The 20,652-nt window shown below is 68.7% G+C and carries 24 protein-coding genes; 17 read left to right on the top strand and 7 right to left on the bottom strand.

Annotated features, from left to right (window positions below; translation table 11 throughout):
• A complete protein-coding gene (locus SK854_RS24405) occupies positions 1-342 on the top strand; it encodes an HIT domain-containing protein (RefSeq protein WP_319977433.1) in 342 nt (113 codons plus the stop codon).
• A 12-nt stretch (positions 343-354) separates the two neighbouring features.
• Here the strand turns inward: SK854_RS24405 and SK854_RS24400 are convergent, their stop codons facing one another.
• Positions 355-1,560 carry a winged helix-turn-helix domain-containing protein gene (locus SK854_RS24400; protein ID WP_319977854.1) on the bottom strand — a complete coding sequence of 402 codons (1,206 nt, stop codon included), beginning with the start codon at positions 1,558-1,560 and terminating at the stop codon, positions 355-357.
• 70 nt (positions 1,561-1,630) lie between these two features.
• Here SK854_RS24400 and SK854_RS24395 point away from each other — a divergent pair, with 70 nt between their 5' ends.
• Positions 1,631-2,173 (top strand): GNAT family N-acetyltransferase, encoded by a 543-nt coding sequence (locus SK854_RS24395; RefSeq protein WP_319977431.1) that lies wholly within the window; start codon positions 1,631-1,633, stop codon positions 2,171-2,173.
• A 21-nt stretch (positions 2,174-2,194) separates the two neighbouring features.
• Positions 2,195-2,701, top strand: a complete 507-nt coding sequence (locus SK854_RS24390) for a hypothetical protein (RefSeq protein WP_406601819.1) — start codon at positions 2,195-2,197, stop codon at positions 2,699-2,701.
• A 171-nt stretch (positions 2,702-2,872) separates the two neighbouring features.
• Here SK854_RS24390 and SK854_RS24385 read toward each other — a convergent pair whose 3' ends face one another.
• Together SK854_RS24385 and SK854_RS24380 are read right to left on the bottom strand one after the other, a co-directional pair.
• A complete protein-coding gene (locus SK854_RS24385) occupies positions 2,873-3,739 on the bottom strand; it encodes an SRPBCC family protein (RefSeq protein ID WP_319977430.1) in 867 nt (288 codons plus the stop codon).
• On the bottom strand, positions 3,736-4,278 hold the full coding sequence (locus SK854_RS24380) for a helix-turn-helix domain-containing protein (protein WP_319977429.1): 543 nt from the start codon (positions 4,276-4,278) through the stop codon (positions 3,736-3,738). The genes SK854_RS24385 and SK854_RS24380 overlap by 4 nt, the downstream gene beginning before the upstream one ends.
• 131 nt (positions 4,279-4,409) lie before the next feature.
• Between SK854_RS24380 and SK854_RS24375 the strand changes: the two genes are divergently transcribed.
• The 3 genes from SK854_RS24375 to SK854_RS24365 are packed head-to-tail and all read left to right on the top strand — an operon-like array spanning position 4,410 to position 6,521.
• Entirely contained in the window at positions 4,410-5,393 is a 984-nt protein-coding gene (locus SK854_RS24375) for an aldo/keto reductase (RefSeq protein ID WP_319977428.1), read from the top strand.
• Between the two features lie 6 nt (positions 5,394-5,399).
• The gene (locus SK854_RS24370) at positions 5,400-6,008 is read left to right on the top strand and encodes a TetR family transcriptional regulator (RefSeq protein ID WP_319977427.1); all 609 of its coding nucleotides are present in this window, start codon (positions 5,400-5,402) and stop codon (positions 6,006-6,008) included.
• An 18-nt stretch (positions 6,009-6,026) separates the two neighbouring features.
• Positions 6,027-6,521, top strand: coding sequence for a hypothetical protein (locus tag SK854_RS24365; protein WP_319977425.1), 495 nt, complete (start codon positions 6,027-6,029; stop codon positions 6,519-6,521).
• A gap of 27 nt (positions 6,522-6,548) precedes the next feature.
• Here the strand turns inward: SK854_RS24365 and SK854_RS24360 are convergent, their stop codons facing one another.
• Both SK854_RS24360 and SK854_RS24355 read right to left on the bottom strand, forming a co-directional pair.
• On the bottom strand, positions 6,549-7,472 hold the full coding sequence (locus SK854_RS24360; RefSeq protein WP_319977424.1) for a DUF4097 family beta strand repeat-containing protein: 924 nt from the start codon (positions 7,470-7,472) through the stop codon (positions 6,549-6,551).
• Between the two features lie 5 nt (positions 7,473-7,477).
• Entirely contained in the window at positions 7,478-7,993 is a 516-nt protein-coding gene (locus SK854_RS24355) for a toxin-antitoxin system HicB family antitoxin (RefSeq protein WP_319977423.1), read from the bottom strand.
• A gap of 67 nt (positions 7,994-8,060) precedes the next feature.
• Between SK854_RS24355 and thyX the strand changes: the two genes are divergently transcribed.
• The 9 genes from thyX (at position 8,061) to SK854_RS24310 (ending at position 15,639) form a co-directional block, all read left to right on the top strand.
• A complete protein-coding gene (thyX, locus tag SK854_RS24350; RefSeq protein WP_319977422.1) occupies positions 8,061-8,765 on the top strand; it encodes an FAD-dependent thymidylate synthase in 705 nt (234 codons plus the stop codon).
• 5 nt (positions 8,766-8,770) lie between these two features.
• On the top strand, positions 8,771-9,172 hold the full coding sequence (locus SK854_RS24345; protein WP_319977421.1) for an ACT domain-containing protein: 402 nt from the start codon (positions 8,771-8,773) through the stop codon (positions 9,170-9,172).
• A gap of 71 nt (positions 9,173-9,243) precedes the next feature.
• Entirely contained in the window at positions 9,244-10,686 is a 1,443-nt protein-coding gene (locus SK854_RS24340; RefSeq protein WP_319977419.1) for a serine/threonine-protein kinase, read from the top strand.
• Between the two features lie 64 nt (positions 10,687-10,750).
• Entirely contained in the window at positions 10,751-11,164 is a 414-nt protein-coding gene (locus tag SK854_RS24335; protein ID WP_319977418.1) for a hypothetical protein, read from the top strand.
• A gap of 25 nt (positions 11,165-11,189) precedes the next feature.
• Positions 11,190-11,801 carry a TIGR03085 family metal-binding protein gene (locus SK854_RS24330; protein ID WP_319977417.1) on the top strand — a complete coding sequence of 204 codons (612 nt, stop codon included), beginning with the start codon at positions 11,190-11,192 and terminating at the stop codon, positions 11,799-11,801.
• A gap of 19 nt (positions 11,802-11,820) precedes the next feature.
• Entirely contained in the window at positions 11,821-12,717 is an 897-nt protein-coding gene (dapA, locus tag SK854_RS24325) for a 4-hydroxy-tetrahydrodipicolinate synthase (RefSeq protein ID WP_319977415.1), read from the top strand.
• Positions 12,714-14,393: a ribonuclease J gene (locus SK854_RS24320; protein ID WP_396426036.1), complete on the top strand. Its 1,680-nt coding sequence runs from the start codon at positions 12,714-12,716 to the stop codon at positions 14,391-14,393. The genes dapA and SK854_RS24320 overlap by 4 nt, the downstream gene beginning before the upstream one ends.
• Before the next feature lie 77 nt (positions 14,394-14,470).
• Positions 14,471-15,274, top strand: a complete 804-nt coding sequence (atpB, locus tag SK854_RS24315) for a F0F1 ATP synthase subunit A (RefSeq protein ID WP_319977413.1) — start codon at positions 14,471-14,473, stop codon at positions 15,272-15,274.
• The gene (locus SK854_RS24310) at positions 15,274-15,639 is read left to right on the top strand and encodes a nucleoside/nucleotide kinase family protein (RefSeq protein WP_319977411.1); all 366 of its coding nucleotides are present in this window, start codon (positions 15,274-15,276) and stop codon (positions 15,637-15,639) included. The genes atpB and SK854_RS24310 overlap by 1 nt, the downstream gene beginning before the upstream one ends.
• On the opposite strand, the gene SK854_RS24305 is transcribed toward SK854_RS24310, so the two are convergent.
• Positions 15,636-16,250, bottom strand: a complete 615-nt coding sequence (locus SK854_RS24305; protein ID WP_319977409.1) for a class I SAM-dependent methyltransferase — start codon at positions 16,248-16,250, stop codon at positions 15,636-15,638. The genes SK854_RS24310 and SK854_RS24305 overlap by 4 nt on opposite strands.
• 137 nt (positions 16,251-16,387) lie before the next feature.
• On the opposite strand from SK854_RS24305, the gene SK854_RS24300 reads away from it, so the two are divergent.
• Both SK854_RS24300 and SK854_RS24295 read left to right on the top strand, forming a co-directional pair.
• Positions 16,388-19,159, top strand: coding sequence for an AfsR/SARP family transcriptional regulator (locus SK854_RS24300; RefSeq protein ID WP_319977407.1), 2,772 nt, complete (start codon positions 16,388-16,390; stop codon positions 19,157-19,159).
• A 48-nt stretch (positions 19,160-19,207) separates the two neighbouring features.
• Positions 19,208-19,888, top strand: coding sequence for a hypothetical protein (locus tag SK854_RS24295; protein WP_319977405.1), 681 nt, complete (start codon positions 19,208-19,210; stop codon positions 19,886-19,888).
• Here SK854_RS24295 and SK854_RS24290 read toward each other — a convergent pair.
• Positions 19,785-20,558, bottom strand: a complete 774-nt coding sequence (locus SK854_RS24290) for a lysophospholipid acyltransferase family protein (protein ID WP_319977403.1) — start codon at positions 20,556-20,558, stop codon at positions 19,785-19,787. The genes SK854_RS24295 and SK854_RS24290 overlap by 104 nt on opposite strands.
• Positions 20,559-20,652: the final 94 nt, after the last annotated feature.

Below are 20,652 nucleotides of genomic sequence, written 5' to 3'. Positions count from 1 at the left end.
ATGGGGCCGGACTGGTACTGCGACGAGGTCATCCCGGGCAAGATCGAGGTCGAGGTGCTCGCCCGGACCGGGAACACGCTCGCTTTCCGCCCGCCGCTGCCGGGTTTCGGCACCGACCACGTCATCGTGATCCCCACCCGGCACGTCGCGTCCCTGCTCGACCTCGACGACGACCTCGCCTTGGAACTGCTCGCCACCGTCAAAGCCGTCGCCGCGCAGGCAATCGAGCGGCACGGCGGTTGTCAGGTGCTCACGACGCTGGGCAGCGAGCAGCACAACAGGCACCTGCACTGGCACGTCGCGGTCGGCAGGGGAGTCGCCCGTTTCGTGAAACCGGACTGACGCGAACCCTGGTCAGCCGTTGATCGCGGCCGCGATCAGTTCCGCCGCCAGGTCCCCCTTCTGCACCACCAGCACGTCCTCCAGCCCCAGCCAGTCGGCCATGTGTCGCAGCTCCGCGGCCAACTCGGAAGCGACCCGAGGCCGATCCACGCCTTCCTCGGCCCACGCCGACTGCACCCGCAGCACCCCGGCCGCGCGGTCGGCCTTGATGTCCACGCGGGCCACCAGCGAGCCGTCCAGCAGGAACGGGAACACGTAGTAGCCGTGCACGCGCCGGGGCTCCGGCACGTAGATCTCGATGCGGTACCGGAACCCGAAGATCCGCTCGGTGCGCGCCCGCTCCCAGATCAGCGGGTCGAACGGGCAGAGCAGCGCGCGGCCGACCACCCGGCGCGGGGCACGCGCGTCGACGTGCCGGTAGCCGACGCCGCGCCAGCCGTCGACGGCTACCGGTTCCAGCACGCCCTCCTCCACCAGGGAGGCGACGGCGGCCTGGGAGCGGCGCGGGTCGAGGCGGTAGTAGTCGCGCAGGTCAGGTTCGGTGGCCACGCCCAACGCGACGGCGGAGCGCAGGACGAGTTCGCGGGCGCCCTCGTCCGCGGTCCACTTCTGGGCCAGGACTTCGGCCGGGATGACGCGTTCGGTCAGGTCGTAGAGGCGCTCGAACGAGCGGCGGGTGCCCGTCGTCAGGATGCCCACGCCGAACAGGACCTCGCAGATGCGCTTGACCTCGGACCAGTCCCACCACGGGCCCTTCGCGCGGCCTGAGTCGCCCATGAGGGCCTTCTCCAGGGTGCCGGCGCCGATCGGGCCCAGCTCCTTCACCGCGGCCAGCACGTCGTCCACCAGCTGGGGGGAGCGTTCGAGGATGGTCTGGTAGTTCTGCCACCAGCCGCGCTTCTTCGCGCCCGAGTGGAACAGCGGCCAGTCGAGCACCGGCACCAGGGACGCCTCGTGCGCCCAGGTCTCCACCAGCATGCGGGGTTTGCGCGTGGAGTGCGTCCAAGCCGCCTCGTCCAGCAGAGTGGGCTCGTAGGAGCCGAGGCGGGAGAACAGCGGCATGTAGTGCGCGCGCACGGCCACGTTCACCGAGTCGATCTGCAGCAACTGCACGCGGGACAGGACGCGTTGCAGGTGTCTGCGTGTGGCCGCCGACGGCCGAAGGTCGGTGAAGCCCTGGGCGCCCAGGGCGATTCGACGGGCGACGTCCGCACTCATCCTCTGCACGTCGCCGATGTTGCCACGCACCCCTGACAATTCCGCGACACGGCGTCGATAAGCTGCGTTTATGGCCGACGCCGGCGTGGAGATCGCCACCGCTGCTGACCTTTCGGAGATCGTCCGCATCCATCGGGAGACGTGGCGGCTCGCTTATGCCGAACTGCTCCCGCAGGACGTGCTGGACACGCTCGACGCCGACGACGCGTGGGCGCTCGCCGTCCAGAGCGGCGCGGTGCTCAAAGCGACCGAGGGGGAGTGGACCGTCGGATTCGTCGTGGCCAGCAAGGCGCCGGACGGCGAGGTCGCCAAGGCGGACGGAACGCTCCCGGACGACGCGGCGACCACGGCGCTGCTCAGCGTCCTCGTGGAACCCCGCTGGGGGCGGCGCGGGCACGGCACGCGGCTCGTCGCGGAGGCGGCGAGGAGGCTCGACGAAACCGGTGCCACGCGGGGCATCGCGTGGGTGCCGGAAGCCGACAAGGCGTCGCGGAACTTCTACGAACGACTGGGCTGGACGGGTGATGGCACGGTGCGCACGTTGGACGCAGGCGGTCGTCCGTTGCGCGAGGTCCGGGTGTCCGGTCCGCTGAGCGTCCGGCTCGGCGACTGAGATCTGTGTAACCTCGGCCGGGTGCTCGCCCTGGTTGGCCTCACCTTCGGGGTCGCGCTCGGCTCAGCCATCGTTCCCCTGATCAGCATCGAGATGTTCGTCCTGGGACTTTGCGCGCGCTGGCCCGACACGTCTTTCTGGATCGTCGGCCTTTCGGTGGCGGTCGGCCAGGTGCTGGGCAAGCTGCTGTACTTCTACGCCGCGCGGGGCGACATCCACCTGCCGAAGTTCCTGCACCGCAAGCCGAGCGACAAGCCGTCCAAGCTCAGGCGCTGGTTCGGGCCGGGCACGCGCATGCACCGCTGGGGCGACTGGATCCACGTGAAGTGCAAGGCGCACCCGAACTGGATGGCCGGCACTCACGGGGTGAGCGCACTGGTCGGGGTGCCGCCGTTCATGGCGACGAGCGTGCTCGCCGGCCTCGCGGGCATGTCCACCACGATGTTCGTCGCGACCGGCCTGGTGGGCCGCTTCGCGAGGTTCAGCCTTCTCGCGGCCTCACCGGCGATCGTGATGGCCTGGATCTAGTAGGTGAACAAGATCGCCGCCGTCACGGAGAAGGCGATCAGGACTGCGGCGACTGCGATGCGCGCTGATTCGAGCACGACCCCGAAGATATCGATCAGCGGCCGATGAAAACCAGGCGCAATCGGGTGAGAGCCGAATGATCTGGCTCTCACCCGCCTGTTTCGCACCCGATTATTCGAGGACGAGAACGCCGTCAGGCACACCGGGGATGTCGAACGAGTGCCACATCGGGCGCCAGCCGGGCAGTTCCAGCATGCGTCGCAGGTCCGCGAACCCGGACAGCCAGCCCATCCACGGCCCGTAGGGCGGCGTGGCCGTGTCGAAGCCGCTCTGCACGAACGTCAGCCGCGTCTTGCCCTCCGAGCCCTTCAGCTCCCACGACGTCACCATGCCGCCGGGGAACTCCAGCGCGAGGTTCGCCTCGTCCAGCGCGATGACCTTCGCGGGGTTCTCCTCCTCCGCGAGACTCCCCATCGCCCATCGGCCGCCGACGTGCGGCTCGATCTCCATCCGGGCGCCGAACCACCGCGCGAACAGGGCGGGATCGGTCAGCGCCTCGATGATGGCCGCCGGCGTCGCCGCGATGTCGAACTCGAACCGCTGCTCGGGCGACGTGAAGTCGCAGAACCCCAGCACCGGCCGGCCCTCCACGAGTTCGACCAGGTTCCCCAGCGCCAGCGGCCAGAACGTCTGCAGGACCTCCGACTCGTCGTCGCCGACGCCCCAGGTCGGGTAGGGGGACTGCGTCATCGCGATGAGTGTCTCGCCGTCACGCTGCTCGACGGCGAGATCGATCGTGTACTCGGTGCCGTACAGGAGCCACGAGAAGCGCACTGACGTGTCGTCGAAGCCCAGCAGCTTCTGCCGGCCGCGTTCGACCTCCGGCGTGTAGCACCCCCAGAACTCGAACTCGCCGCCCTCCAGGTCCACGTGGGCGTGCTCGGCCAGCCACACCCGCAGGTCGTCGGCGGTCGTCAAGGCCCGGTAGATCCTCGAAGCGGGCGCGGACGTGCGGACTCGGATGGTTCCGGTGCTCATCGGTCTTCTCCTTTTGGGTAACAGGCGAGCGCGATGCGGAACGCATCCCCTTCCGCGCCGCCATAACGGGTGAAGAGGTCCTGCAACGTCGTCTGCAGCTCGGCCAGGAACTGCTGCCGTTCCTCGGGACGCACCCGGATCTCGCCGGACACGCCGACGGACGGCAGCTCGCTGGAGCGGTCCAGCGCCGCCACGTCCGCCTGCACCTGCTCGGCGAGGTCGACGAGGTGGCCCAGCACGAGCTCGTCGCGCGATCCGATCCGGCCGACCAGCCGCGGCGACAACCAGTACGACCGCGCCGCGGCCTGGTAGAGGCCTTCCTGGACGCCGCGCACCTTGCGTTCGGACACCTGGGTCGCGAGACCGGCCTTGACCAGCTGTTTCACGTGATAGTGCACGCGTTGCGGCGTCTGGTCGAGCACCTCGGCGACCTCGGTGCACGACCGCGGCGCGGCGAGCTGCCGCAGCACCTCCACGCGCTGCGGCTTGAGCAGGGTCTCGGCCTGCTCCATCCGGTCCAGATAGATCACGTCTCTCATCGCAAAAAAGACTTTGAACGTTCAAAACTCTTTTGTCAATGAACCGGACAACTATGGACTGACAGATATTGAAATCTGTCAGTCCATCGGGCATGGTGGAGAGACCGAAGAGACGGACGAAGGGGTTCGAAATGCAGAAGCGTCAGCTCGGAGCCACCGGCCCGGTCGTGTCCGCCATCGGTCTGGGCTGCATGGGCATGTCCAACGCCTACGGCCCGGCCGACCGGGACGAGAGCATCGCGACCATCCGCACCGCCCTCGACGCGGGTGTCACGCTGCTCGACACCGGTGACTTCTACGGCCAGGGCCACAACGAGATGCTCGTCGCCGAGGCCATCAAGGGCCGTCGCGACGAGGTGCAGCTCAGCGTCAAGTTCGGCGGCATGCGCGACGCCGACGGCGCGTTCATCGGGTTCGACACCCGGCCGGTCGCCGTGGCCAACTTCCTCGCGTACTCGCTGGAACGCCTCGGCACCGACCACGTCGACATCTACCGGCCGGCGCGGCTCGACCCGAGCGTGCCGATCGAGGACACCATCGGCGCCATCGCCGAGCAGATCGACAAGGGCCGCGTCCGGCACATCGGCCTGAGCGAGGTCGGGCCTGAGACCATCCGCCGCGCACACGCCGTGCACCCGATCGCGGACCTGCAGATCGAATACGGCCTGCTGGAGCGCGGGGTCGAGCGGGAGATCCTGCAGACCACCCGTGAGCTCGGCATCAGCATCACCGCGTACGGCGTGCTGTCGCGCGGCCTGATCTCGGCCACGCCGCTCACCCTCGACGCGAGCGACTGGCGTGGGCACGCACCGCGGTTCCAGGGCGACAACCTGACCCGCAACCAGGGGCTGGTCGAGAAGCTCGACGAGATCGCGAAGAACAAGGGCGTCACGGTCGCGCAGCTCGCGATCGCGTGGGTCGCCTCACGCGGGGAAGACGTGGTGCCTCTCGTCGGCACGACCAAGCGTGCGAGGCTGAACGAGGCGATCGGTGCCGTTGACGTGACGTTCACCGAGGCAGAATTGCGGGAGATCGAGGCCGTCGCTCCTCTGGGAGCCGCCGCGGGCACGCGTTACGCGGCCGAGCAGATGGCCATGCTGGACAGCGAGAGGTGAGATGAAGTGGCGGAGGCGTTGACCTCGGAGGCGATCCTCGCGGCGACCGAAGAGGTCCTGCGCAGGTACGGCCCCGCCAAGGCGACGGTGGTCGACGTCGCCAAGGCACTCGGGGTCAGCCACGGCAGCGTCTACCGCCACTTCGCGACCAAGGCCGCGCTCCGGGAGGCCGTGACCCGGCGCTGGCTCGACGCGATCCACGAGGAGATGGAGAGGGAGTTCGAGCCGTCCCTCTCCGCCTCCGACATGCTGAGGGACTGGCTGCAGCGGCTCTTCGACAAGAAGCGGCTCTCGCACACCGAGGACGTGGAGCTGTTCACCACGTTCCGGACGCTCGTCGGCGAGAACAGCGCCGTCATCGAGTACCACCTGGAGCACCTGGTCGGTCAGGTCGCGCGCATCATTCGCGCGGGAGTGGACACCCACGAGTTCGTGACCGACGACGTCGAGAAGACCGCGCAGGCGGTGTGGGACGCGACGCAGGTGTTCCACCATCCGGCGCACGCCCAGGAGTGGGGGAATCCTCACATTCAGGACGCGTTCGACGCCGTCGTCTCACTGGTCGTCGCTGGACTGCGGTACAACCGAATCCCTAGTGCCACAGGCGATGCTTGAGGGTCACGGAGGTGAACGGTGCCGCCTGACGAGTGGATCGATCTGCTGGGAGCGCCCGAGAGGCGGCCTGACCCGGTCGACTGGGACGCGGTCAAAGGCCGTGCGGGCACGGCGTTGCCCAGCGATTTCGTGCATCTCGCCGAGGCCTATCCGCCTCTGATCGTCGGTGGTTACGTCCGGATCCTGCACCCGACAGCGCGTGCCGGTTTCATGAACTGGATGTCGACGGCACCCAAGATGCTGCGTGCGCTGCGGCGCCAGCCGGGTCTGCGCGTGCACCCGGACGTGCCCGGCCTGCTGCCCTGGGGCATGACCGTGAACGGCGACCACTGCCTCTGGCACACCAAGGGTGAGCCGGACGAGTGGACCGTGGTGATCACGGACATGATGCAGAGCTGGTCGTACGCAGGGAACTTCTCGAGTTTCATCAGGAAGTTCCTGACCGGCGAGATCCGTTGCCCGCTCTTCCCGGACGACGTCCCCGGCGGCTCCAAACCGTTCCAGGAGCCCTAGCCGGAGACGTCTTTTCCGACCCCCCGGTCAGCTTGAAGCGGCGGTCACCAGAGCGTTGCCGCTGCCCGTGCGGCCCGTGACCGACAAAGTGGCGTCACCCAGCGGCGCGGACGAGACGTCGAAGTCGCTGCGGGCGTTGCCGGACGTGGACACCAGGTCGATGCGGGCCAGCGTGCCCTGCCGGATGCCGACGCGGATGTGGCCCGAGCCGGTGCCGAGCTGGATCTCGCCCGACGCCGCGTCGGCCACGGTCAGATCGCCGCTGCCGGTGCGGACCTGGACGTTGCCCTGCACCGCGCCGAGCCACACGTCGCCGGTACCGGTGATCAGCGTGGTCGTGCCGCCGATCGACGACACCTCGACGTCACCGCTGCCCGTCTTGGCCTTCAGCGTCGAGAGCATCGTGCCCAGGCGCACGGTGCCGGCGCCCGAGTTCACCTTGGCCTCGCCGGTCGCCCGGTCCGCGGACACGCTGCCCGTGCCGGTGTTCAGGTCGAGACGACCCGCACCGCCCGTCACGATGACGTCGGCCGCGCCGGTCCGTGACGACACGTGCGACCCCACGGGAGCCGTCACCACCACGGAGAGCGGCACGGCACGCAACGGCAGCGCCTTGGACGACTCGATGCGCAAACGGTTGCCCAGCAGTTCGACGCGTGCGTCGCGCACGGCCTCCTCCGGGCCCGACGGGGGAGTCGCCTTGTCGGCGCCGAACTGGCCGCTGACCCAGCTCAGCACGCTGGACAGGCCCTCGGTCCACGAGTTGCCCGCGTTCGGGTCGTGCCGCACCTCGACGTGCACACCGGGCCCGTCGACGAGTTGCACCTGCACCCGGCCGCTGAGCAGCGAGATGTCGATCTCGGCGACGCCCGCGAACTCGAAGCTCTGCTGACGCACCACGCCCGCGGGCTCCGCCGGTTCGGAAGCCGGTTCCGGAGTCGGTTCGGTCATCGCGCTCACCCCTGCACCCATCCGCGGACGCGCGAGCCCGAGCCGGCGTTTCCGCTCCACCCCTTGTGTCCGTGATGCTTGTGCTTGCTGTGCACCGCGCCGCCCACGGCCTGCTGGATGAACGAGTTCAGCGACACGCCCTGAGCCGCAGCGGCGGCCTCGGCCTTCGACTTGAGCTCGTTGATCATGCGCAGGGTGATGCGGCTGATGTCACCGGTGGCGTCACCTGCGCCAAAGTTCGGCATCTCGTGCCGCGGGGCCGGTTCCGGCTCCGGTTCGGCGGACCCGGTGACGACCACCTGGACGTCACGGCCTGCCAGTCGAACGTCCACGACCTGGCCGTCCAGGGAGGCGGTGACCTCCGCGGCCAGGTCGGACAGTGCGTTCATGATTGCCAGTCGCGCGGCTGGCTCGAGCGCTGCGGACAACGCGGCGGCCGTTCGACGGGTGTTCTCGTCCCCCGCTGATGCGGCCGTCGCCAGGTCCTCGCGCAGTGACGCGATGTACGGCGACAGATCCATGACACCACTATGACGTCACTTCCGACATCGTGCAACCACCACCTGATGTCAGGGCTAATCTCGGCTCATGCCGAGAGTGCGTTTGGTGGCCAGGACCGAGTTCATCCCACCGGACGACGTGCCGTGGACGACCGACGCGGACGGCGGCGCCGCGCTCGTCGAGTTCGCCGGCCGCGCCTGCTACCAGTCGTGGGACCGCTCGAACCCCATGACGAACACCAACGCGACGTTCCTGCACCACCTGCTCGACGTCGGGCACCTCGCCGCGTTCGAGCACGGCAGCGCGTCGCTCTACCTGACCGAGCTGTCCCGCTCGCTCACCCACGAGCTGATCCGGCACCGGCACTTCTCGTACTCGCAGCTCTCCCAGCGCACCGACCCGACCGACGTCGTGGAGCCGGACCTGATCGCGAAGGATCCCGAGCTGCACGCGCGGTTCGTCGCCGCGACCGAGGCGAGCCTCAAGGCCTACGAGGACCTCGTGCAGAGCCTGGAGAAGACCGTCAACGGCCGGCGCGCGCGGCAGATCGCACGGTCCGTGCTGCCCAACGCCACCGGCACCGAGATCGTCGTGACGGGCAACTACCGCTCGTGGCGGCACTTCATCGCGATGCGCGCCACCGAGCACATCAACGTCGAACTGCGCGAGCTCGCCATCGCCTGCCTGCGCGAACTGACCAAGGCCGCGCCGAACGCGTTCGCGGACTTCGTCATCTCGACACTCCCGGACGGCACAGAAGTTGCCTCCAGCCCACTGGTGGTTGAAGGCTGACGCCCATGAAGCGGCTCATCGTGGACGTCCGGCCCGGCGAATACGCGGTCACGCGCCTGGGGGCGGACGCTCCTGTCCCCGCCGGGCTGCTCGACCTCACCGACGTGCTGGTGTCCGTCACCAGGACCCCGGCCGAGTTGTCGATCATCGCGCCGGCGTCGTTCGCTGTGGACGGTGACACCGCGGAGAAGGGCTGGCGGCTGCTCACCGTGCGCGGGCCGCTGGAGTTCACGCTCACCGGCATCATGGCCGCTCTGGCCGGTGAACTGGCGGCCGCGGGCGTCTCGCTGTTCGCGTTGTCCACATACGACACGGACCACCTGTTGGTGAAGCACACAGATCTGGAGCGTGCGGTGCTCGCCTTGCGTGCCGCAGGTCACGAACTGGTTGTAGCGCCGGAAGCCTAGGAACCGATCCTCCATGTGGCGGGTCTGAAGTACCGTCAACGCCCCCGGTTCCGAAGTCGTAGGAGCGCACGTTGCACGGACAGGCTGTCGAACCACGCGTCATCGCGGGCAGGTACGCCCTGATCGCGGAGCTCGGACGTGGCGGCATGGGCATCGTCTGGCGCGCCCAGGACCGTCACATCGGACGCTTCGTCGCGATCAAGGAACTGCACCTGCCTGACGGCATCGCGCACGAGGAACGCCGCGTGCTCGAAGAGCGCGCCCTGCGTGAGGCGCGCACCGCCGGCAAGCTCAACGACCCCGCCGTCGTGACGGTCTACGACGCGATCAACGAGAACGGCCTGACCTACATCATCATGGAGCTGGTCGACGCGGCGACGCTGTCGACGTTGATCAGCACGCACGGCCCGATGCCGCAGAACCAGGTCGTGTCGATCGCGCTGCAGGCGTTGTCGGCGCTCGAGACCGCGCACCAGTCCGGGATCGTGCACCGCGACGTGAAGCCCGGCAACCTGATGGTGCGCCCGGACGGCAAGCTCAAGCTCACCGACTTCGGCATCGCCCAGGCCGTCGACGACCCGCGCCTGACCACCAGCGGCAGCCTCATCGGCTCGCCCGCGTACATGGCGCCGGAACGCATCCACGGCCACGAGGCGGGCCCCGCGTCCGACCTGTGGGCTCTCGGAGCCACGCTTTGCTACGCCGTCGAGGGCTGGAGCCCGTTCGAGCGCTCCTCCACGGCCTCGACGCTGCACGCGATCATGAGCGAGACGCCGCGCCTGACCCGTGCGACGGGCGTGCTGAGCGCCGTCATCACCGGTCTGCTGATCGCGGACCCGAACGCCCGGCTGTCCGGCCCGCAGGCCCGCGCGATGCTCTCCAGCATCGGCAACCAGCCGACGCCGCCCACCGGCATCGCGCCGGCGCAGACCCAGCAGTACCAGCAGGCCGCGGCCGTCGATCCGGCGAAGAAGAAGCGCAGCCGCGTCTTCGCGTTGATCGGCGCCGTCGTCATCGCCGCGGCGGCGTTCACGGGCGGCATCTACGTGCACAAGGCGTTCACGACGCCTGGTGCCAGCGGCGCCAGCACGGCGCTCACGTACGGCGAGGGCGCCGAAGTCCCGGTGTTCGGTCTTTACGAGAACACGTGCGGAATCGGTGACGTCGCACCGGCCAAGCTGCTCGACTCGGAGACCAAGGAGGAGTGCGACAAGCCGCACGACTTCGAGGTGTTCGACGTGATCGACACGTTGCCCGTCCAGTCGAACCTGCCCGACGCCGCGTATCCGGGCGTCGACTCGCTGAAGAGCCTCGGCGTCTCCCGGTGCGAGATGACGCTGAACTCGCAGTGGGTCAAGGACGGTGCGAAGCTCAAGCTCACCACGCTCGTTCCGAGTGAGAGCTCGTGGACCAAGGACAAGAGCGGCAACGCCGAGCGCAAGATCTGGTGCATCGCCGGCACCAAGGACGGCAGCAAGCTGGACGGCACGATCAGCACGAAGAAGGACAGCTAACGGAGCGGTAACGCTTGGCGAGTTCACTCGTCGCCGGCCGGTGCCGGGCGATTTCCTGCCACGTGTGAAGAGAAGGATCGTTTCCGCCCTGCTGGTCCTCGGCTGCGTGGCCACCCTTTCGGCCTGCTCCGGCAACGAGGACAAGTTCGTCGCCGAGCTCAAGGCCGCCGGTTTCACCACCGTCGGCGAGCCCAGCACCGAGACGGCGAAGAAGGCCAAGAAGGTCGGCAAGCGCACGATCAAGTCCTCGGAGAAGACCATCGAGGTGATGGTGCGCGTGAAGGGCTGCGACCTGGAGTTCGCCAAGACCTCCGGTCAGTCCGGCTACTGGCTGGACGAGCTGCACGTCGACGGCCAGGAACCGGACTGGCCCGGCTACCCGGAGAACCTGAAGCGCGACCAGGTGGTCAGCCTGATGGCCGACAAGTCGGCCAAGCCGGACGGCTTCACCAAGTGCTACAAGCCGAACGAGGCCTGACAGCCGGCTGTGGTGCAATGGGGGTGTGAGTCTCGCCCGTGACGAACGCAAGGCGCTCGTCGACCTGATGACCGAGCTCGGCCCGGACGCGCCGACGTTGTGCGGCACCTGGCTGACCAAGGACCTGGCCGCGCACCTCGCGATCCGCGAACGCCGCCCGGACACCGCGCCGGGCATCGTGCTGCCGGTCTTCGCGAAGTGGACGGAGAAGGTCCAGGAGGACTACACGCACAAGGCGTGGAGCGAGCTCCTCGATCTGGTCCGCACGCCTCCGTTCTGGATTCAGCCGGTCGACGACCTGATGAACACGGGCGAGTACTTCGTGCACCACGAGGACGTGCGGCGTGCGCAGACCGATTGGGAGCCGCGGCCGTACGACGAGCGTCGCGAAAAGGTCCTGTGGAAGCTGCTGCCGTTCACCGCGCGCATGACGTACAAGTCGTCGCCCGTGGGCGTGACGCTCGTACGGCCTGATGGCGAGCACATCGTCGCCAAGCAGGGCGCGAACGGAGTGGTGATCACCGGCGAGGTGTCCGAGCTCGTGATGCTCGCGTTCGGGCGCGATGAGGCCCGCGTGGAATACAGCGGTGACGCCGACGCGGTGCAACGGGTGCGGTCGTTGAACCGAAGTGTGTGAACTCGGGTAGTTTCTGCGCATGCCAGGAAGCCCGTACGCAGGGCCGGACCGCCCGTTCGGCCGCGTTCTCACCGCCATGGTCACGCCTTTCGACTCGCGCGGCGAGGTCGATCTCCCCAAGGCGCAGGAACTGGCGAAACACCTGGTGGACCTGGGCAACGACGGCCTGGTCGTGAACGGCACGACCGGCGAGAGCCCGACGACGACCGATCGGGAGAAGGCCGCGCTGATCACGGCCGTCGTCGAAGCCGTGGGCGACCGTGCGACCGTGGTCGCCGGCGCCGGCACGTACGACACCGCGCACAGCGTTCACCTGGCGCAGCAGGCCGAGAAGTCCGGAGCGCACGGCGCTCTGGTCGTGACGCCGTACTACTCGAGGCCGCCGCAGGAAGGCCTGCTGGCGCACTTCACCGCCATCGCCGACGCTTCCGAGTTGCCGGTGATGCTCTACGACATCCCGCCGCGCGCGGTCGTGCCGATCGAGGTCGACACCCTTCTGCGCCTGGCGGAACACCCGCGGATCCTGGCCGTGAAGGACGCCAAGGGCGACCTGCACGCGGGCAGCAGGGTGATCGCGAGCACCGACCTCGCCTACTACTCGGGTGACGACCCGCTGAACCTGCCGTGGCTGTCCGTGGGCGCCGTCGGGTTCGTGAGCGTCATCGGCCACCTCGCGGCGGATCGCCTGCGGGATCTCATTGATGCGTATGAATCCGGAAACGTGGTCCGGGCAAAAGAAATCCACGAGTCGCTGCTGCCGTTGCTGCGACCATTCCGCCGGGTTCCCGGCGTGACGTACACGAAGGCTGCGCTGCGCCTGCGCGGACTGGACGTGGGTGAGCCCCGTCTGCCGCTGGTGCCTGCCGCAGCCGAGGACATCGAGGCCATCGCGGCCGAACTGGGAGTCAACGCGTGACCCAATCGACCGAACTACCGCCCGCACTGCCGGAAGGCGGCCTCCGCGTCGTCGCACTCGGCGGAATTGGCGAGATCGGCCGCAACATGACCGTCTTCGAGCATGCCGGAAGGCTGCTCGTGGTCGACTGCGGCGTTCTTTTCCCCGAAGACGACCAACCGGGCGTGGACCTGATCCTGCCCGACTTCCGCGCGATCGAGGACCGGCTCGACGACATCGATGCCGTCGTCCTGACGCACGGCCACGAGGACCACATCGGTGCGGTCCCGTTCCTGCTGAAGCTGCGCCCCGACGTGCAGGTCGTGGGTTCCCGCTTCACGCTGGCGCTGCTCGCCGCCAAGTGCCGTGAGCACCGCCAGACCCCGCGACTCGTGGAGGTCAAGGAGGGGGAGCGGCGCTCGTACGGGCCGTTCGAGCTCGAGTTCTTCGCCGTCAACCACTCCATCCCGGACGCGCTGGCCGTGGCCATCCGCACCGCCGCGGGGCTCGTCCTGCACACCGGCGACATCAAGCTCGACCAGCTGCCCCTGGACGGTCGCCTGACCGACCTGGCGGGCTTCTCGCGCCTGGGCGACGAGGGCGTGGACCTCTTCCTGGTCGACTCGACCAACGCCGAGGTGCCCGGCTTCGTGGTGCCCGAGCGCGAGATCGGCCCCGTGCTGGAGAACGTGATCCGCAAGGCGGACCAGCGGGTCATCGTGGCCTGCTTCGCCTCGCACGTGCACCGCGTCCAGCAGGTGCTCGACGTCGCCGTGCAGTACAAGCGCAAGATCGCGTTCGTCGGCCGGTCGATGGTCCGCAACATGGGCATCGCGTCCGACCTGGGCTTCCTGAACGTGCCCGACGGTCTGTTCGTCGACCTCGACGTCGCGATGCGGATGGAGGAGGACGAGGTCATCTTCGTCTCCACCGGGTCGCAGGGCGAGCCGCTGTCGGCGCTGTCCCGCATGGCCCGCGGCGACCACCGCCAGATCTCGATCCGGGAGGGCGACACGGTGATCCTCGCGTCGTCGCTGATCCCCGGCAACGAGAACGCGGTCTTCAACGTCGTCAACGGCCTCGCCAAGCTCGGCGCGACCGTCGTGCACCAGGGCAACGCCAAGGTGCACGTCTCCGGCCACTCACCGGCCGGCGAACTCCTGTTCCTCTACAACGCCGTGCGGCCGTCCAACGTGATGCCCGTGCACGGCGAGTGGAGGCACTTGAGGGCGAACGCGGCTCTCGCGGTCGCCACCGGTGTCGCCGAGGACCACGTCGTGATCGCTGAGGACGGCGTCGTCGTGGACCTGATCGACGGCAAGGCGGCGGTGTCCGGCCGCGTCGTCGTCGGCCACGTGTACGTCGACGGCCTGTCCGTGGGCGACGTCGGCGAGTCGACGCTGTCGGACCGGCTTGTGCTGGGCGAGGGCGGCTTCATCTCGATCTCGGTCGCCATCGACCAGACGACCGGTCGGGCCGTGACGGCGCCGACGATCTCCGGCCGCGGCTTCTCCGACGACCCCAAGGCGTTGGAGGCCGTCGTGCCGCTCGTGGAGATGGAGCTGGCACGCACCGAGGCCGAGGGCATCGCCGACACGCACCGGGTGGCACAGGCCGTGCGACGCGTCGTCGGGCGCTGGGTGGCGGAGACCTACCGTCGCCGGCCGATGATCGTGCCGACCGTCATTCCGGTGTGACCGTGACCCTGCTGTGATCTGCGTCCCCCTCGTCCGCTAAGGTCTAGTCCCAGACCATGGACGAGGGGGTTCGCCCTATGGCCGGTAACGACGTCTTCAGCCCTCCGGGCAAAGAAGACATTCTGCTTCCACCTATTTTCACCTGGCACGAGCCGCTGGGCCTGCCGTTCGACTTCTCCGTCACCAAACCGCAGGCGCTGCTGGTCCTGTCGGTGGTGATCATCCTGACGTTCTTCCTGGTCACCACCAGGAGCATGAAGCTGATCCCGTCGCGCTGGCAGTTCGCCGCCGAGTCGGTCTACGACTTCGGCCGCAACACCATCGCGCGTGAGCAGATAGGCGCGAAGGAATTCGCGCCTTACGTGCCGCTGATCGTCAGCATCTTCTGCTTCGTGCTCGTGAACAACCTCTACGGGTTGATTCCGTTCATCCAGTTCCCGACGTTCACGCACAGCGGTTTCCCGGCGGCAGTCGCGCTGCTGATCATCTTCCCGCTCTACCACTACGTGGGCATCAGGAAGTTCGGGCTCAGGGGCTATCTGCGCAACCAGTTCATCATTCCGGGCGTGCCGAAGCCCGTGCTGTGGGGCCTGCTGATCCCGACCGAGGTCATCCTCAAGTTCTTCTTCGACCCGGTGAACCTCGCGATCCGGGTGTTCGCGGCGATGTTCGCGGGCCACCTGCTGATCCTGGTGTTCACGATCGGCAGCGAGTTCCTGCTGTTCAACGCGCCGATCTACCTCAAGCCGGTGTCGGTGCTGGGCTTCGCGCTCGCCATCGCGCTGTTCTTCCTGGAGGCGCTGGTGCAGGTGCTGCAGGCCTACATCTTCGCTCTGCTGTCGGCGCACTTCATCGGCCGGGCGCTGGCCGAGCAGCACTGATGGGGATGTACGTCGGCGTGCGCGGCTGGGTCGAGTTCACGCACGGACAGCGCGAAGTGGTCGAGCAGGTGCTGGCCACGCACCACCACGACCTGTACTCCGCCGGGTGGGCGATTCCGTCGCGGCCGTTCAACTGGACGCTGTACGTGTTCTACGGCGGCGACATCCGGGAGCAGTCCGTCGACTGGCTGCGCGCGCAGGTCGCCGAACTGGCGCGGCTGGTGGATGCCGACGGTGATCGGCCGGTCGGGTTCTTCCTGCTGACCGACGAGCGGGTGCAGGCGAGCGCGTGGACCGTGCAGGACGGCGACGTGCGTGAAGGTGCGGCGCCCGTCGAGCTCCGCTGGGACGTCGCCGGAAACTAGGGACGCTGGCACACCAGGTGCAGCGACTCCTCGGGCATGGCGCCGGGGTAGGACGGGGTGAAGACCGGCCGGCTCCGGCGCACGACCCGCAGGCCGACCTGGCCCAGGTGCGCCTCGAAGTTCTCCTCGGAGAACGACGACACCTCGATCTCCTGGCCCATCCAGGGCAGCGTGACCTGTTCGACGTCGACGGCGACGGTGGCGAGGAAGAAGTGGCCGCCGGGCCGCAGCCAGGTCGAGATCCGTCCGAGGGTCTGGATGATCTCGGCCTGGGTCATCTGCAGCAGCGAGAAGACGGCGCAGATGACGTCCCACGAACCAGGAGGTGACTCGAAGTCGCGGATGTCGATCTTGTGGAACGTGGCGTCGGGAACCTGGGTGGTCGCGATGTCGACCATCACCGGGGAGACGTCGAGACCGGTGACCCTCATGCCCGCCTTGGCCAGCGTCCGCGCCACGGGAACGCCCGTGCCGCAGCCGATGTCCAGGACGCGCGAGCCGGAGGGCTGGGTCGCGGCGAACCACGCGAGAGTGCCGTGCAGTGCGGGCTGGTGCGACCAAGCGCGTTGGTATTCCAGCCCGAGCGTGTCGAATACCTCGGCCGCGTTCATTCTCCGCCCCTCATTTCGGCCCAATCCACCTGAGTGAAGTGTGGAGAACCTCTCTGCACGCCTTCTGGATGGCTTCTGGACGAAAACTGACGGTAGGTTGCTACCTGAACGCGGACAGCGACGAAGTGAGACACAGGGTGCAGAACGAGTTGCGCGTCAGCTTGCTGGGCGCGCTCGCGGCCACGGTGGACGGCAAGGAGCTCACGCTCGGTCCGCCGCGGCAGAGAGCTGTGCTCGCCGTGCTCGCGTTGCGCGCAAACCACGTCGTGTCGCGCAGTGAGCTGATCGACGCCGTGTGGGGCGAAGATCCACCCGCCAGCGCCGACAACGGCATCCACACCTACGTGGCGGGGCTGCGTCGGCTCTTCGAGCCGGACAGGGCGTCGCGGGCGCCGAGTTCCGTGCTGCTCTCCACGGACGCTGGATACTTGCTGAGGCTGCCGTCCGGTAGTTCGGACGCCGCTGTTTTCCGCGCGCATCTGGACGAGGCCGGGCGTCTGCGGGACAGGCCCGCCGAGGCCATCACGGCGTTCGACACCGCGCTGGATCTGTGGCGGGGCCTCGCTCTGGACGGTGTGCCGGGGCCGTTCGCGGCGGTGGAACGCGCGCGCCTGGCCGAAATGCGACTCACGGCCGTGGAGCAGCGTGCGGCGCTGATGCTGACGGTCGGGCGCGAGTCCGAAGTGGCGGCAGAGCTCACGACGCTGGTCAGCGCGCATCCGTTGCGCGAGAGGCTGCACGGCCTGCTGATGTCCGCGTTGTTCCGCGGCGGACGGCAGGCGGAGGCGCTCGCCGTCTACACGGACCTGCGCCGGCTGCTGATCGAGGAACTGGGCATCGAACCCGGCCCCGAACTCCGTCACCTGCACGAACAGGTGCTCGTCGGCCGTCACGACCCGCAGCCAGAACCCGCGGCGCCGGTGCTCGTGCCGGTCCAGTTGCCGCACGAGGTCCGCGACTTCACCGGCCGGGAAAAAGAACTCGCGAAGCTCGCCGAGGTCGTTCCGCACGACCACGCGCCGGTGCTCGTCGCGATCACCGGCACCGGCGGCGTCGGCAAGACCGCGCTGGCCGTGAGGTTCGCGCATCAGGTGGCCTCGCGGTTCCCGGACGGTCAGCTGCACGTCGACCTGCGCGGGTTCGACTCGTCGTCGCCGCCCGTGCAGCCCGCCGCCGCGTTGCACCAGCTGCTGCAGAGCCTCGGCGTGCCGTCCGAACGCATCCCGGAGGACCTGCCCGCGAAGTCCGCGCTGTACCGCAGTGTCCTTGCGGGCAAACGGGTTCTGGTGCTGCTCGACAACGCCCGGCTGGCCGAGCAGGTCCGCCCGTTGCTGCCGGGCCGTTCGACGTCGATGGTGTTGGTGACGTCCCGCAACCACCTCGGCGGCCTGGTGGCCCGCGATGGCGCGCATTCGCTGACGTTGTCGATCCTGACGCGCGACGAGGGGCTGGCGCTGCTGACGTCCGCGGTGGGCGCTGACCGCGTCGCCGCCGAACCCGCCGCCGCGGCCAAGCTGGTCGAACTGTGCGGGCATCTGCCGCTGGCGGTGCGGATCGCGGCCGAACGCGTCGTCACCCGCCCGCATCTCACGCTGGCCGATCTCGCGAGCGATCTCGCCGACGAGCACGACCGGTTGAACGTGCTGGCCACGGGCGACGACGAGGACACGGCCGTGCGTGCCGCCTTCTCGTGGTCGTACCTGGCGCTGAAACCGGACGCCGCCAGGATGTTCCGGCTGATCGGCCTGCATCCCGGCGCCGAGATCAGCCTGAACGCCGCGGCGGCTCTCGTGGGTGCGCCGGTGTCGCGGGCGCGGACGTTGCTGGACGTGCTGGCCGGCGGGCACATGGTGGAGGAGGTCGCGCGCGGCCGGTTCCGGTTGCACGACCTGCTTCGCCTGTACGCCACGGAACTCAGCGCCACCGAGGAGTCGTCGGACGGCCGCGACGAGGCCGTGAAGCGTCTGTTGGGCTGGTACTTCGACACCGCGAACGCCGCGGGCACCGTCATCGCGCCGCCGGACCATCCCGCGTTCCTGCTGCCACCGCTGTCCACTCAGGACTTCACCTCGCACGACGAGGCCTTCACCTGGTGCCGCACGGAATCCGCGAACCTGCTGGCGGCGGCGAGGCTCGCGGAGGAGCACCACTCGCCGGCGGCGTGGCAGATCCCGGTGGCGCTGTGGAACTACTTCATCGTGTCGAGTGCTCTGGACGAGTGGACTCGCACCTACCGCGTCGCCGAACGCACCGCCGCGCGTGACGGCAACCAGGCCGCGCGCGCGTGGGCGGTGCACGGCCAGGCGCTCTCGGCGTTCCGCGGTCAGCGTTTCGCGGACGCGTTGGAACTCTTCGACCGCGCGCTCGCGATCCGGCGCGAGATCGGCGACTCCGCCGGTGCCGCGTGGAGTCTGACCGGCCTGGGCATGGCCTACGGCGGCCTGCGCCAGTTCGACCTCGCCGTCGATCGGTTCGGCGAGGCCCTGCGCGGGCACGCCGAGGTCGGTTCGTGGTTCGGTGAGGGCGGCACGAGGTTGTTCCTGAGCGACAACCTGCGTTCAGCGGGCCAGTTCGAGGCTTCGCTGGAGTCGGCGCGCACGGCGTTCGAGCTGATGGACTCGCACGACGCTCCCCATGGCAAGGCCATGGCGCTCGTGAGCATCGGCTGGGCGCAGACGAAGCTGGGGCAGCGCGTCGAGGCGCGCGACTCGTTCCGGCACGCGGTCGCGTTCCTGCGCGTGCTCGGCGACCGCAAGAGTCTCGCGGAGGCGTTGCACGGCCTGGGGGAGACGAGCACCGGTCAGCCGGACGTGGCGCGGACGCACCTGCTGGAAGCGCTGACGATCTACGAGGACTACGACCACCCGCTCACTCCCGAGGTGCGGGCGCGGCTGCACGAGCTCTCCTAGGGGCGATCCCTGATGTGCTCGCGCTGATGCGTAGGCAAGCTACACGTCATGCAGAAGCGCGCTCGGACCCTGTTGGTGTGGCTGCACGTCGTCACGTCCGTGGGCTGGCTCAGCCAGGCCGTGGCGCTGCTCGCCCTGGTGCTCCACGGCATGCGGACGGGCGACCTCAACGCGTTCCGGATGGCGCGCTACCTCGACCACGAGGTGCTCGCGATCATGGCCAACACCAGCGCGTTCAGCGGCTTCATGCTCAGCGCCACGACGCCGTGGGGCTACTTCCGGCACTGGTGGGTGCTCGCGAAGTTCGTGATCACGGTCAGTCAGCTCTACATCGGCATCTTCATCCTGAGCGGCAACCTGCAGGAGGCCCTGAACGGGCACGTCACCGCGTGGATGCCGGTCGGCACCGCGCTCATGATCAGCGCGATCGCGTTCCAGGCGTGGCTCAGCGTCGCGAAACCGTGGGGACGCACGCCGTGGGCGAACTCGAAGGTCAAGCTGCCCACGGCGAGCACGTTCACGTTCGTCGCGGCGCTGGTCATCCCGGTGATCGACTTCGCGATCAGCCTGTGGAGGGGCAACCCGATGCCGCTGCTCATGCTGATCACGGTGATCGGCTACTCGATCAGGCGGGCCGCCAGGGCGAGACGCCGGTCGTCGGGCGCGTCGGGTCCTGGAAGCGCGGCACGTCCGGCTCGTCGAGACGCAACGGCGCCAAGCCCTCGGTGATCGCGCGCATGATCCGCTCGTGCGCGCGCCGGGCGTCGCCCATCGTCTCGGCGTTGAGGTCCGTCAGTTCGACGGGCTTGCCGAAGTGGACCTTGAACGTCGGCCGCTTGCGCACCGCGCGCAGCCACGACGTCAGGTACGGCAGAGCGTCCCTCCAGCCGGAGACGTGCAGGTTGCCCCAGTACACGGCCTCGTGCGCGCCCCACTGGCTGATGGGGATCACCGGGATGCCACCGCCCAGAGCCATGCGCGCGACGCCGGTCTTGCCGCGCTCCGGCCACAGACCGGGGTCGAGGCTGATCTTGCCCTCGGGGTAGACGGCGATCGGGTCGCCGCCCTTCCGCAACGCCTCGACGGCGCGGTGCATCGCCTCACCCACGTTCGCCGACCGCCGGTCGACGCGCAGGTGACCGCAGGCCTTCAGCGCCGGGCCCATGATCGGTGCGTCGAGCAGACCGCCCGCGAGCATGAACCGCGGGTTGACGCCGATCTTGCGGCAGGCCGCGATGAGCACCATCGGGTCGAGGTTGCCGATGTGGTTGGAGGCGAGCAGCAACGGCTTGCCGAGAAGGTCCGGCGGGATGTCGCCCGAGACCTCGAGCTTGCCAGTCAGCGCGATCAGGCCCCGGTCGACCACCATGAGCACGCGCCAGAAAAGCGGTGTGGACACGCGGGGCAGCGTACGGCGTGTCGGAACGACACCGTGCCGGTTCCGGAGAACCATGAGGTTTCGCACGCGTCCCAGTTGCGAACGTGGCTGGTGA

Origin of the sequence: Lentzea sokolovensis, assembly GCF_033949975.1 — a bacterium.
Lineage (GTDB): Bacteria > Actinomycetota > Actinomycetes > Mycobacteriales > Pseudonocardiaceae > Lentzea > Lentzea sokolovensis.
This window is presented reverse-complemented; position numbering and strand designations above follow the sequence as displayed.